The 13,132-nt window shown below is 59.0% G+C and carries 14 protein-coding genes and 2 pseudogenes; 1 reads left to right on the forward strand and 15 read right to left on the reverse strand.

Features of this window, described 5'->3' with window-relative positions:
- Positions 1 to 200 precede the first annotated feature (200 nt).
- From YUO_RS41520 to YUO_RS46430, 13 genes are all read right to left on the reverse strand, one after another.
- Complete coding sequence (locus YUO_RS41520; protein WP_083754691.1) at positions 201 to 1,175, reverse strand: LysR substrate-binding domain-containing protein; 975 nt, start codon at positions 1,173 to 1,175, stop codon at positions 201 to 203.
- A 74-nt stretch (positions 1,176 to 1,249) separates the two neighbouring features.
- The gene (locus YUO_RS44965) at positions 1,250 to 1,480 is read right to left on the reverse strand and encodes an EscF/YscF/HrpA family type III secretion system needle major subunit (protein ID WP_083754692.1); all 231 of its coding nucleotides are present in this window, start codon (positions 1,478 to 1,480) and stop codon (positions 1,250 to 1,252) included.
- Between the two features lie 3 nt (positions 1,481 to 1,483).
- Positions 1,484 to 1,735, reverse strand: a complete 252-nt coding sequence (locus YUO_RS0124195) for an EscE/YscE/SsaE family type III secretion system needle protein co-chaperone (protein ID WP_028349603.1) — start codon at positions 1,733 to 1,735, stop codon at positions 1,484 to 1,486.
- Positions 1,722 to 3,092: an FHA domain-containing protein gene (locus YUO_RS0124200; RefSeq protein WP_198028081.1), complete on the reverse strand. Its 1,371-nt coding sequence runs from the start codon at positions 3,090 to 3,092 to the stop codon at positions 1,722 to 1,724. Before YUO_RS0124200 ends, YUO_RS0124195 begins: the two co-directional genes overlap by 14 nt.
- 5 nt (positions 3,093 to 3,097) lie before the next feature.
- Positions 3,098 to 5,194, reverse strand: coding sequence for a type III secretion system export apparatus subunit SctV (sctV, locus tag YUO_RS0124205; protein WP_028349605.1), 2,097 nt, complete (start codon positions 5,192 to 5,194; stop codon positions 3,098 to 3,100).
- A gap of 413 nt (positions 5,195 to 5,607) precedes the next feature.
- On the reverse strand, positions 5,608 to 6,126 hold the full coding sequence (sctO, locus tag YUO_RS44970) for a type III secretion system stalk subunit SctO (protein ID WP_083754693.1): 519 nt from the start codon (positions 6,124 to 6,126) through the stop codon (positions 5,608 to 5,610).
- A complete protein-coding gene (sctN, locus tag YUO_RS0124215; RefSeq protein ID WP_283806422.1) occupies positions 6,114 to 7,490 on the reverse strand; it encodes a type III secretion system ATPase SctN in 1,377 nt (458 codons plus the stop codon). The genes sctO and sctN overlap by 13 nt, the downstream gene beginning before the upstream one ends.
- Positions 7,487 to 8,110 (reverse strand): FliH/SctL family protein, encoded by a 624-nt coding sequence (locus tag YUO_RS0124220; protein WP_028349608.1) that lies wholly within the window; start codon positions 8,108 to 8,110, stop codon positions 7,487 to 7,489. The genes sctN and YUO_RS0124220 overlap by 4 nt, the downstream gene beginning before the upstream one ends.
- On the reverse strand, positions 8,089 to 8,568 hold the full coding sequence (locus tag YUO_RS0124225; protein WP_156908744.1) for a hypothetical protein: 480 nt from the start codon (positions 8,566 to 8,568) through the stop codon (positions 8,089 to 8,091). The genes YUO_RS0124220 and YUO_RS0124225 overlap by 22 nt, the downstream gene beginning before the upstream one ends.
- 241 nt (positions 8,569 to 8,809) lie before the next feature.
- Positions 8,810 to 9,595 carry a type III secretion system inner membrane ring lipoprotein SctJ gene (gene sctJ / locus YUO_RS0124230; protein WP_028349610.1) on the reverse strand — a complete coding sequence of 262 codons (786 nt, stop codon included), beginning with the start codon at positions 9,593 to 9,595 and terminating at the stop codon, positions 8,810 to 8,812.
- Entirely contained in the window at positions 9,592 to 10,023 is a 432-nt protein-coding gene (locus tag YUO_RS0124235) for an EscF/YscF/HrpA family type III secretion system needle major subunit (protein ID WP_083754694.1), read from the reverse strand. The genes sctJ and YUO_RS0124235 overlap by 4 nt, the downstream gene beginning before the upstream one ends.
- Positions 9,989 to 10,429: a hypothetical protein gene (locus tag YUO_RS0124240; RefSeq protein ID WP_028349612.1), complete on the reverse strand. Its 441-nt coding sequence runs from the start codon at positions 10,427 to 10,429 to the stop codon at positions 9,989 to 9,991. The genes YUO_RS0124235 and YUO_RS0124240 overlap by 35 nt, the downstream gene beginning before the upstream one ends.
- Entirely contained in the window at positions 10,422 to 10,616 is a 195-nt protein-coding gene (locus tag YUO_RS46430) for a hypothetical protein (RefSeq protein WP_156908745.1), read from the reverse strand. Before YUO_RS46430 ends, YUO_RS0124240 begins: the two co-directional genes overlap by 8 nt.
- 439 nt (positions 10,617 to 11,055) lie before the next feature.
- Between YUO_RS46430 and YUO_RS47870 the strand changes: the two are divergent.
- Positions 11,056 to 11,151: pseudogene (locus YUO_RS47870) on the forward strand (ATP-binding protein); the annotation flags it as partial.
- 8 nt (positions 11,152 to 11,159) lie between these two features.
- Here the strand turns inward: YUO_RS47870 and YUO_RS47875 are convergent.
- Together YUO_RS47875 and YUO_RS41530 are read right to left on the reverse strand one after the other, a co-directional pair.
- Positions 11,160 to 11,510, reverse strand: coding sequence for a hypothetical protein (locus YUO_RS47875; RefSeq protein ID WP_235782811.1), 351 nt, complete (start codon positions 11,508 to 11,510; stop codon positions 11,160 to 11,162).
- Between the two features lie 7 nt (positions 11,511 to 11,517).
- Positions 11,518 to 12,219: pseudogene (locus YUO_RS41530) on the reverse strand (type IV secretory system conjugative DNA transfer family protein); the annotation flags it as partial.
- Positions 12,220 to 13,132: the final 913 nt, after the last annotated feature.

The following is a 13,132-nucleotide window of genomic DNA, read 5'->3' on the forward strand; positions in this document are numbered from 1 at the left end:
CGGCGATCTAGCGCCAGTGAAACCTCAGTCCAACCAGCAAGATCCCAGGTTGCAGCTAGGCTTCGACTATTTGCTGGCCGGATCGCGGAGCGACGGCCGTTCGGCAACACGCTGGCGTTTGAAGTCTCAGAGTCAGTCTGATGATGGACGAATTCCACTTCGGGCCGGGGTTCACACTGGTTGTACCCTCGAGGCTCCCGTTATAGCAATGAGCCTTCCTTCTCTTTGCTGTCTTTTCGAAGCGCAAGGTCCACATGGGTTGCCAGGAGGTCACCTACCGCCTGTGCGGCGAACGGCAGCGGAGTATTGCCGGAAGAGATCAGGCATGCCGTCACATGGATCGGCGGATCTATCGAGATCAGCCTCAGACGGCCATGTCCCGGTATATCAGAGAAGACGACCCTCGGAACGATCACATTGCCGATGCCTGCATTGACCAGGGAGAGTGCACTGGCGAACGTGTCGACTTCCGCGATGCAATTGGGAGTCAAGCCGACCCCTTGGAACGCGCGGTCCAACGCGCTGCGAACTGTGTTGGGCCGTGTCGGCAGCACAAGAGGAAGGTGAGCCAGCCGCTCGAGCGAAATGGTACGCGTGACGTCTTCGGCAAACAGAGGTCCAACCAGCGATAGTGGCTGATGAAAAAGCGGCTGCCGGGATAAGCCCTGGATAGGCTCATCTTCCAGAAGGAAGCAGAGATCGAGCGCACGGGATGCAATAAGCGATCTCATGCGCAGAACGTCACCTGCAAACAGACGGAGATGCACTTTCGGCAGAATCACCCGGCAGGCTTCCAAAAAGTCGCAAGCCCAGCACACCGCAAATCCCGATGACATACCAAGCCTTACCAGTCCTTCCGGTTCTCCCGCCACCGACCGGACGACGTGGCCCAGCTGCTCCACCTGCCCAATGATCGATGCCGCCTCACGATAGAAGATTTCGCCCGCGGCAGTTGGACGAATGCCGCGTTGACTGCGCTGGAGCAGTTCGACGCCAAGCTCAGCTTCAAGGGCAGTCATTTGCTGGCTGAGGGCAGGCTGCGCCACGTGCAGCATGCCTGCCGCCCCGGTAAAGCTACCAGCATCCACGATGCCCAGGAAATAGCGGAGATGACGAAGTTGCAGGAAGTTAGGTGACATCAGTCGTGTTCGATTTCGCTCGGTCGATTCAGGCATGATCAGGATATGCAGACTCGCCCATCAGCCCGGATAGCGTGCCGGCACCGAACGACCACACCTACCGATGAAGATCAGGCAATATTCCGGATGATACCATTGAGTGCGTCGTGAACCGCCTTGATGATGGTGGAGTTCAAGTTCAACAGTGTCGTGTGCTTGGTCATTGAGAGCTGAAAGCGAATCAGATCCATGGTGTCGTCCGGGTCCATGGTTGCCATACGTTCTCTCACATTGCGTTCCGATTGGACGACGGATTGCCCAATCGAGCTGGTTATACTGCCGAAATGCATTTCACCTCTCATTACTCAGCGGACTATTTCGCGGTGATGCTGTACCCATGTAGCATCAACGACTTCGGTCGCGCAATCTATTGCCTCGAGCAGCGCCTGCAGTGCTTCAAACTGCCGCGTCGTGACGCCGCTATCAATGTAACGTTTTAGAGACTGCCTCCAGTTCTGGAGGTCTTCATTGATGACGGCTCTGCTGGAGCCATCAACATCATTTAGCAGCTGCTTTTCCAGCTCAAGCACGATGGATTCCTCTTCACCGTTGATCATCCTCGGTTAACCACTCTGGGTTCTCTCGATAGAGCATGCGAAGGTTCGATTCTCCGACACGCACGATAAGCCCGTCGCGGTTAATGGCCGCAATCTTGCCGATGTGATCGATGCTGTCGCCAACTTTCAACTGGGCTCCGTTCTCAACCACGACGAAAGGTGTGCGGCCCAGGTGCACCCCTCGCACCGCGGGCAATACCATCAACTCGCACCGCGACTCGAGTCGGATATAGGGCCTGAATCTTTCCTCGAACCGAGCGGCAACGTCCTTCCACTCATCGTATGTCGCCAAGGCCAGCGCTCCGGACACGGATACGACATCGGGCCTTACGGTGATGCGGATGGACCGGCGGAGCTCGGCGGACGCCGCCCTCAGCAAAAAAGCGCGTGCGCGATCTGGTGTTGCCACTTCATCATTGGTTTTGTAGATGCCCGGGATGTCCTGCTGGAGACGACGAAGGGCCGCTTCTACTTTAGCATCGCTCCGACCGTAACCTATCACTGTGAGTTCGCCTGCAGCTTCTACGCGAACGCGACCGACGATATCAAAAGCGTGTAAGATCGTAGCTGCGAGGTCGATCAGCCTTGCGTCAGATAATTTGGCAGTAGCCGGTCGCTTTGCTGTGAGGTCAGCCGCAAGCCTGGGGTCTTGCCAGCCAGACTGGGTCCTGTTGGTATTCTCTCCAGGCTCCAGTTCGATCGCCAGCCTGCCGGCAGTCGATTGGATATTGACGTCGGGTGCAATGTCCGACCGATGAGGATCGGCCGTCTGCGGCTCGATCGGCTGGGTGCCCGGAGGGTTAAAAAAAGACCGGGAGTGAAGCCGCTCCATCCCTGCCCAAGCGCCACATATTATCATCAGGAGGCCACAAACCACCGCCGCCAACCGCAATCGCCACAGTATCCAGCCCACGGCGAGACGCGTTCGCCAGCTGCCCAAAGTCGATGACTCTGTCGCATCCGAAGCGGCCCTGCTTGCATCCACCCCCCGGCGCTCGGGTACGGTATGCTCCTCGGGAAAGTCGAGCCCGACGGGACCGAGGCTAAAGATTGTGCGGCCAACACGAACCGGCGTGAACGGATCAAGGATAGTCGGATTGTTGGGAGTGCACTCCCTACCGTTGATCAGCACGCCCGGTGCGAACGCAGTGATCTGGATTTTCCCTGACTCGTTAACAATGCGAATATGCGAACCGACCAGTTCCGGATCGCCGAAGGTGAGGTCATCCGTATCATGGCTACCGATGAGCCACGTTCCCTCGTCCAGCCATGTCTCCGCGCCCAGGTTTGGCCCGGACAGCACGCGCAAAGTGAGCTTGGCCTGCTCATCGGTCACAACATTCTTTTCCGTTGGCATGTACATCACTGCAGCGCAATTCGCGCCAAGGGCTGGACGGAGATGTCGGGAGTAAGCTCCTGATAGGAGAGCACCGGGAGCTCGTACAAATCGGCCTCGACAAGCTTGCGGACGTATCGACGGATATCGATCGAGGCGAGTAGCACGGGCTTGTATGGCAGCGATTCAAGGATGCCGGCGGCATCTTTTATCCTGCCAACGATCTGTTGCGTGGTCTGCGGATCGAGACCCAGATAGCTCCCCGCAGACGTCTGTCGAATTGACTTGCGTACAGTATCTTCCACCTCCGCCGTCAAAATGTAGGCCGGCAACAGATTCGTACCGGCACAATGCTGAAAGCAGATCTGCCTCTTGAGCGCGCCACGCACATACTCGGTCAGCAGGACTGTATCCTTCTCGTTTTGTCCCCACTGGATCAATGTGTTGAGGATAGCGCGCATGTTTCGCAGCGAAACCTGCTCCGAAACGAGCCGTTTGAGCACCTCGGCGATCCTTTGCAGAGGGACCAGGCGCAACGCCTCCTTCACGAGCTCTGGAAAGGATCCCTCCGCCTCCTTCAAAAGCGCTTTCGTTTCCTGAATACCGATGAACTCATCGGCGTGCCGACGCACGATTAGACCAACATGGCAGGAGAGAATCTGGGCTGTTTCCAGATACGGGATGCCCGCCGCTCGCAGCGACTCGAGATGTGCGACATCAACCCAGACGGTCTTGATCTGAGGCAAGAAGGATGGCTCTTCCACGACACATGGAATGTCCACCATTTCGAGGCCCTCGGGAGTATCACGCGCCAGGATGTGTTGAGGCCGCAATCGTCCCGATCCGTATGGAACTTCATTTAGCCTGATAATATATTCGCCCTTGTGACAATCCTCGTTTATTCGGACATTGATCGCTGGAACCGGCACACCAAGATCGAGCATCAGCGCCTGCCGCGTGGCCACCAACGCTTTATCAAGCACGTCCGGCTGGATCATCGTGTGGATATCCCGATCAACATCGATCATCAGGGGCACAGTAAGCATGATGCCATTGCCGCCTGCCTTGTTTGCCTCAGAGGCCTCAATCGGATTCGTCGACAGCGCTCCCCCACTGAGTGGCTGGCCGTGCGAGTCAGTGCGCAATAGCTGGCCCCGACGCTGCAGCAGCCAGCCAGCCCCACCCACCGCTGCTGCCAAAACCATAAAAATCAATGTCGGGAAGCCGGGCACAAGGGAGAACAGGACGAGCATGAATGCGCCAACCATGAGTGCACGTGGTTGCGCACTCAGTTCGTCGCCGATTGCATTGCCGAGGTCTGCGCTGTTGTCTTCGGAGCTTACTCTCGTGACAATGAATCCTGCCGTGATCGAGGTGAACAACGCCGGAATCTGACCGACGAGACCATCGCCAATGGTCAAGGTCGTATAGACTTCAAGCGCCTCCGAGAATCCCATTCCCTTTTGGAGTGAACCAATCGCGATCCCGCCAATGATGTTCACGATTATGCTGATCAGGCCTGCGATCGCGTCCCCTTTGAGGAACTTCATGGCGCCGTCCATGGCACCGTACAACTGACTTTCGCGCTCGATGGCAACACGGCGCCTGCGTGCCTCTCGCATATCGATGCTGCCGGCCCGCAAGTCGCCATCGACGCTCATCTGCTTTCCCGGCATGGAATCCAGAGAAAAACGTGCAGCGACTTCGGCAACGCGCTCTGATCCTTTGGTGATGACGACAAATTGTACAATTGTCATGATCAAGAAGGTAACGGCGCCTACGACGAGATTACCAGCTACGACAAAGTTACCGAAGGTCTTGATGATCTGGCCAGCTTCCGCGTGAAGCAGGATGGTGCGAGTTGCCGCAATACCGAGCGCCAGACGAAACAGCGTTGCCAGCAAAAGCACCGATGGAAATGAGACGAATGCGAGTGGCGATTTGATGTAGACCGCCACCATGAGCAGGAGGGCTGCAATTCCCAGATTGACCGCTTGCAGCACATCCATAAGCACTGATGGAAGCGGAATAATCATCATGAAAACGATCGTGATCAGCAACGTCACCAGAACAATGTCGTTACGGCCGGTCGCGATGGTCAGCAGTTTGTCGATTGACTTCATATGATCGGCCTAGCGCGACTTGCCCCGTGAAATGCCAGTCCATAGCCAGAGGTGCGACACGCAGCTGACGATGGCTCGCTCCGGCCCTGAGGCAGACTGCCGGCCCGCCTTCAAACCCAGAGTAGCAAATTTGAACTCTCCGCGCCAATTAGCTGCGTTCAACGCCAACTCGCCCGGATCGCAACAGTGACTCTGATGTTTTTTCGATCGTCTGTCGGAAGCCCGCAGTCTTTGGCCTAGATGACAGGCACACGCGATCGTGCCAGCGGGACGGTCGGTCGAGCGTATCGCCATCAGCCTAACCGCACGATCTGCATCGACGTAAACCGCAGGATCCGATGCACCATGGATGAGATTGACCTACTAGACCCGCCATATCCAACGTCGTATCGACGCTCGCCTGATCTCCTCCCCTAGCCTTCGCATCCCCGACATTCTTCGAGATCCAAGGCCGATCCGGCTTGCGACGTGTTCACAGCAGTCCTGTTCTCGCAAACCTGCTCCGGCCTCCTCACCGAGGCATCGCGCAAAGCGCGTGCCAGATGTTCGCACTTATCAAACTGCTTGGCTGTTTGACGTACGATGTTGCACACCTCATCGCGGGCCTGCCGGGCCCGATCGGCTTCCGCGATCGCCTTTTCAATGTCCTTTTCGAGCAGCTGATCGTGATCGTGCAGCGAGGTCATCCTTGCCTTCAGACCGACAAGAGCGCCGAGAGCGACGGTTTCTCCGATCACGGAATCGTACAGGGAAGCTTCAAGCCGAAGACGCTTTTGCCGCCAGGCGCGGTGATTTTTGGCGGCGATCTCCACGGCAGCGGCAGCGTTCTCAAGTGCCAGCTGTCGCGCCCGGAGAATATCTTGCTGACGATGATGTCGCAATTTCCGTAGCTCCAGGAGACGGGGGACGGCGTCCGAGATCATCCCACGCATGCTTCAAGCTCCTGGAGCGTGACTTCGAAGTCCATCTGCTCACTTGTCGATTGGCGCAGGAAGTTCTGTATTTGGTCCCTTCTGGCGATCGCCTCATCCGCGAGTTTGTCGGTTCCGTTCTTGTATTCACCCACGCGAATCAACAGTTCGACCTCCTGGTATTTCGCCATCAGCTCACGCAGTCTCCGCGCCATGCTTTCATGCTGGGGAGCCACGATCATGCTCATGACGCGGCTGACGCTCGCAAGAATGTCGATGGCAGGATAGTGGTTCGACGTAGCCAGGGCACGTGAGAGCACAATGTGGCCATCAAGGATCGAGCGCGTTTCGTCGGCGATGGGTTCAGTCATGTCATCTCCCTCGACAAGCACGGTATAGAAGGCCGTGATCGACCCACGCGCATTGTTGCCCGCACGTTCCAAAAGTTGCGGCAGTGTTGCGAACACGGATGGCGGGAAACCATGCCGGGTCGGTGGCTCACCCGCTACAAGGCCGATCTCCCTGTGCGCCCGCGCAAAACGCGTTAGCGAATCCATGAGAAGCAGCACGCGTTTGCCTTGATCGCGAAACCATTCAGCTATTGCAGTGGCCACATAGGCCGCCTTGGCGCGCTCCATGGCGGGTCGGTCGGACGTCGCGACAACAAAAACCGCTTTGGTTCGTGATTGCGAGCCGAGCTGCGTAATGAACTCTTGCACCTCCCGTCCGCGCTCGCCGATAAGTGCTATCACCGCGACGTCAACGTCAGCGCCCCGTATGATCATCGACAGCAGTGTACTTTTGCCGGCTCCTGCAGCGGCAAAGATACCGACGCGTTGCCCTTCCCCGCACGTCAGCAGGGCATCGATCGCCCGTACACCGACCGGAAGAACCTGATCTATGCTACGCCGGGTTAGCGAATCCGGTGCGCTGCCATGAACCGGCACGTGGGCCTCTGTGATCATGGGCCCATGAGTGGTTGCATCCAGCGGGCGGCCAAGGCCGTCAAGCACCCGACCTAGCAAGTTCCAGCCCGCCGGCACCAGCAGGGCCTTGCTCGTCGGAATCACCTCCGTGAGGGTAGAAAGTCCCCGCATTTCCCCGAGCGGCGTCAGAACGGCAACATCGCGCTGAACACCGACGACCTCAGCGGTCAGTTCACGGTCATTTTTGGGATCGTGGAGTTCGCACAAATCCCCGATACGCACGCCAGGAGCCGTCGCACGGATGATTGTTCCAACGACTTGAAGGACGCGACCACGGACATTCATCGTCGGCGTTTGCTCAACCGCCCTGTTCGCGAGCCGGAAGAACCGATCGATGCTTTCATGCGAACATCCTACGGGATCTACCGCCGTTGACGGCTCGGCTGTCTCCGAGATCACTTCGACGCCTCCAGGCTTTTGCGAAGGCCGCTTTCGATCAATGTCAGCTGGCTTTCGATCGTCGCGTCGACCAGTCCGGCATCGGTCTCGAGAATACACCCGGCATCATTGATCCGCGGATCAGAAATCACTTCGAGGACTGCGCGTGACGTGACCGCCGGGACTATCTCGTCGACCCGCCCGCGAACCGTCTCGACCAGCGACGGTGCCACTCGCAGCCGAACGACAGGGCTATGGCCCACGACTCGCAGGCTTCGCAGTGCGATCTGCACCGCGGTCTCGTCTGGCGCCGTCGTGTCGATAATCCGGCGGGCGATCTGCAGGCCGAGGTCCACGATCCTTTCCTTGTTTTGCTCCATGACCCGCAGCGACTCTACGGCGATTGCGGCCAAGCGCTGTTGAATTGTCACTTGCGCTTCCTTGAGCCCGGCTTCTCTGGCGGCCGCTTCAATCCTGCTTGCGGACATGCGCGCTTCCTCAACAAGCGCCTCTGCATCGCGCTGCGCCTGGGTCAGCAGTTGCTCGGCGTGCAGGAGTGCCTGCGCGCTTGCCGCCGGCAAGATTTGCCCTGGTCCGAGAACACTGATCGTCTCGGACGTCAATCGAACCAGTGCGACCATGGGGCCATCCTTTTGCGGACCAACCGCCGCATCGCATGAAAGGCGTCCTCTCCAGCACTGTCGTTGCGACAGGCGTTAGCCGCCACCGTCCAGATCGACGCAGGGCTGCGTAATCTCAGTCGTACCTGCAGTGCATGCGGGATGCAGCCCATTGCGAGGCCGAACATCGCAGCTGCGCAGTGGAGCAGTTCAGCAGGCCCGGTCGGCAGCTTGGAAGCACCGATAGCCGACATCAGTCCGGCGGTCGGTCGTGGCAGCAGCGCGGCATCGAAAGCGAACGCGAAGGCGTCTTCTCCGAGGACGGAACGCGCTGCAACGACATCGGCGTTGCGAAGTTGCCCGACAAGACTCGGCACCCCGGTCCACGCCGCGGCAAGGCACATGAGGCGCACGGCGTCCGATACCGGCAAAAATGCGAGCCGCGTCCGCGGCGCATGGCCAGCGGAGATGATGGCCAACGCCCCCCTATCTTGATCGGGAAGCAGCCGACTTCCAAGTCTCATTCGGATGAACGAATCTGCCCGTGCAGGATCCCGCGGCAGCCATTCCGGCCAATCCTTGGCTATAGCATCATCGAAGTCGGCCGCGGGATCGGCGATGCAGCGCATCATCGCTCCGGCCCACGGCCTGTGAAGCCAGCTGTCCGAAATTGCCGCGGATTCTGTCGCGATCATCGCGGGATTGCTCGCTTGCATCGATCTATGGCGCCGCAGGATTTGTTGTGTGGCTCACTCGCTTCCGCCACACGAGAAAGGCAAGAGCTGCATTGCAGATTAACGATATCACCAGCCCAGCCACGAGTCCGACCAGGAGATAGAGCCGAGCGCTGGCCTCGGCGGCGACGGGAGGCGCATCAAGTGGCGGCAAGCCGCTATCGCTTTGACTTGCCTCGACGAGCGTAACCGAGACGCCGTCGTACGACACGCCCTTCAAGCTATTTGCGACCAACTCCTTGATCTTCGGTACGATCTGATCAACGGCAGTACCAGCCTTATAGCGGACCAATACAGCAGCAGTTGAGGGAGCAGGTGGGACGCGATCGTCGATCGTATTTTCGGGCAGGACGGCATGGACGCGGGCACTGAACACGCCATCGATCCTGGAGAGCGTCTCCGATAATTCCTGCGTCGTGCCATGGATAAATCGCACACGCTCCTCCGTTGGCGATGACAACATACCCTCTTTCTTGAAGAGGGTGCCCAAGTCGGCAAGCCGATCGCGAGGCAATCCGGCGCCATCCAGTACACTCATGGCACGCGGCACGTCTTTCGTCGAAACGATCAGGGAGGCCGCCCCGTTATGCTCGGCCACCCGCTCGGCATCGATGCCGTGCCGCATCAGCAACGCGAGCATCTCGTTGGCGTCATGCGCCGGAAGATTGCGATAAAGCTCGACCTTTGCTCCGCAGCCCGTCAACGCGAACGTCGCCAAAAGAATCAGTGCGCGCTTCAACACCAACATCACGCTCGCATAACGGTTGTTCATTGGCTCTTCAGGAGAGTATCAAGGCTTTGCACGGCCTTCCCAACCACTTTCGACGCGATATTGTATTGCAGAGTCAGGGCTGACAGGGTGGACTGCGCGTTCAGCCACTCAGTCGAGCTGAACTCGCCGGAAGCATAGCTTTCCGCGACCCCGGCCGCAACTTTCGCGGCATCGCCGAAAGATGCGCTTAGTTTATCCATTCCACTAAAGATATCGTCAGCCACCCGGACGCGACCAATCAGCCCCTCCTCGCTGGGGGCAAGATCAGTGACCGCTGCGGGATCATCATTCGGTGATGACGGCACCGGCCGCTCGAGGGCCGCACGAAAGGCCTCGACCGAGTCACTCGGCGCCCTTGATGCCGCCGGCCTCCCGCTCGCCGGCGACACGGCCTCAAGTAGCGCCACGACCCGATTCAAACCGCTCATTGACTGAATCTCCTGTATGTACCTTCGCTGCACCACCTAATGCCGCAAAAAGCCCGTCGAGCGCCAGATCGCCGCGAGGAAGACGCCGAAGCACAGCATCCCGCTCGCTTAAGCGGCCAACAACCCCAAACACCAGCGCCTGAAATGCCATTCCATAGGCATCATTCGCGCAGGCAAGAGGATCGAGGCGCTCCAGCGCTGCTTCAACGTCGTTTGCCAATAGGTCGACGAGCACGCAAGCGATGACGGCCTCCCGACTGCCTGGGGCCACCACACCAATTCCCTTGGCAATCCGCCTCGCTCGCTCCGCATCGCTTTTAATGCAGGCCAGAAACGCGATCTCGGTCAGGCACCGCAGGAGGCGACGTTGGCTTTCTGGCGCGGCAAACTGGACAAAATCAGACATAACGACGAATAGTCCTTACACCGCTTTGAGCCCGCCTCATCCGCCAGAATGCAATGAGGCTTTCACCGAAGAGTTGCACCTGCTGCGGGCCGTTTTGGCCACCACTTCTGATGCCGCTGAGCGCGTCATCGGAAGTCGGATAAAGTCTGCTTTCCAGCAGGCCGCCGCTCAGGATTAGCTGTTTCAACGGTTCTAGTCCGCGGCACGATCGAGTGGAAATACCGTTCGCAGATGGAAGCATAGTGAATGCATATGGAACGCAACTCCGGGCCAGACGGAAGACCGCGCAAGCAAGGAGTCAGGCGACGGACAGGGCAGACAACGCCGACGCGACCGACCACTTGCTCCCAAAGGTCGCAACAGAGAGCGCTTCAGAAAGCGTCATAGACGGACACATCAAAGGAGCAGTCAGTTTGCAACCAGCAAAACGGCTCAAGGTGACCTGCCTCTGAGCATTTCGTCCGGATGAAGTTATCCTCCGGCCTGAGCAGCATTCTCAAGTCCGATGCTGCAAATTTTGCAATTGAAATATTTGAGCAGCTGCGCGACAGCACAGGATCCTCACCGAGCGAACGGAGAGTAGCTTGGCAACCGCTTCATGGTGGATAACCTGACACTCGTCAGTCGGCGACGCCAAGATGACCACTGCGCTGCTCGACCGGTTGACCCATCACTGTGACATCGTCGAGACTGGCAATGACAGCTGGCGATTCAAGAGCCGCGACGACGATCACGCCACCCGCGCTCGTCTCGTCTCCGCAATCCCGGCCAGCTCCGACGAGCCGAGCGCTACCGCCAAACCCCGCCGCGCGAAGGGGTCAAAATTGGACGCCGATGAGGCGTCAAATTTGCAAGCCGATTGACACTCAAGGCGCGCGATCCGGCGATCGAGTTGGTCGAGGCGCTTGGCAATGGCAGCCTCACGCCGCTCGTCGGCATCCGGCGACAGGAAGGACGCGATCGCGGCCTCGGCGATGAGCGACATCGGCTGCTCGCGTCGGGCGGCATAGGCCGACAGCGTCTTCATGACCTCCGGATCGAGATAGACCGACATCTGGGCTTTCTTCTTGGGCGCGGTCATGCCTGCCTCACAATCCGAGATCGTCGCCGGGATCGAGCGACGCTTGGCGCGCGACGCCCTGCATGATGTCGGTCATGCGCCTGATCCGCGGGGCATTCTCATCGAGTTCGTCGGCGAGGTCAGACGCGAACTCGTTGTCGAGCGGTTCCTTCTTTTCCACGATGTCTCGATCCAGTTGCGGCTGCCGCCGGCGGTCGGCGGTTCTTGGATCTTCGTCGTCCGTCTGGTCGTCGGTCGACGCCTCTAATGCTGTTGGGCGCGGCGGCAGTGGCCGGGAACTCCAATCGTCCAGCCGGCTGTCGTTGGGCCTGGTCAGCTTCGGCGGCGCCATGATGCGCTCCTGAAAGCGCCCATCCTCGTAATAGCGCGCCTTCTTGGCGCGGATCGGATGGAGACCCGACATCATGACGATCTCATCTGATGGCGGCAGCTGCATTATCTCGCCGGGCGTCAGCAGCGGACGGGCGGTCTCCGACCGCGACACCATCAGGTGACCCAGCCAAGGCGCCAGCCGGCTGCCGGCATAGTTCTTCATCGCCTTCATCTCGGTCGCGGTGCCGAGCGCGTCGCTTACCCGCTTCGCGGTCCGCTCGTCATTGGTGGCGAAGCTGACCCGAACATGGCAGTTGTCGAGGATCGAGTTGTTGGGCCCATAGGCCTTCTCGATCTGGTTCAGCGACTGGGCGATCAGGAAACTCTTGATGCCGTAAACTCATGAGACCGGCGCGCGACGATGCCGCGATCCGGCGGGCTGAAAGGGCTGATCCCTCGACCTCTGAAGTCGGCGAAGCCGCTGCATCGCCGGTAGGACTTCGACGCACTCCCGCACGGCGGCCTGACCGAGCGCGCATAGCGACCATGGCGAGACACGGTTGCAGGCTCGAGTTCTGCCCGCGCACTCCGAAATGTTGACCACTTTGATCGTGCAGATGTCCGATTTGCTCCCTCCAATATCCAAATCTACGACGCACGCGTAGTCTCGTTGGCGCGACGAGAAGCGCGGCCCCGGCAAGGGACCACTTCGGGAGCTTCTTAGTAGTGATACTATATGCAATCATCGTTGCCGGTGACCAGCGCTATGATCGGGAAAATCAATTGCCGCGGCAGCCGTGCTTTTGGCAGCTTGCTCGAGCTCCCATGCGCAGAATTGCATGCAGTATTCGCCGGGACCCGCTCGCTTCGAATGCGCCAGTCCTTTGCAGGACACCGCGGATGCCGTCATTGAACAGCGCACCGCGCTTCGGAGCTCGGAGGCACGAGCCAGGCGCGCCGCTTCCAGTGATCGGCAACCTTACGCCATCAAACTCGTAATTCATGGCCTTTCGCACTGCAGCTTCAAGTGACAGCTGCCCGAAAGCGCCAGTAAAATCCTCCAATCTCCGATAGTGAATCGTAGCCTGTTGTCTTCTTGCTGCTCTCGCCATTCAAACGAATCCCCCGATACGTTGTGGTCAAATGATCTCACAACTGTGGGAGATGCAACCACGGTGCGCAGGCCGCTGCCGTCGATGGCGAGCCTCTGGGAGATGCGCGGGGGCGCGAACGCCGGCCGCCGTGAGCCGGATCAAGCAGAAGCACGGCGGCTGACGGGCAATCAACGCCGATTTTCAGCATCGTTGCGT

This window comes from Bradyrhizobium murdochi (genome assembly GCF_000472965.1).
GTDB classification, from domain to species: Bacteria; Pseudomonadota; Alphaproteobacteria; order Rhizobiales; family Xanthobacteraceae; genus Bradyrhizobium; species Bradyrhizobium murdochi.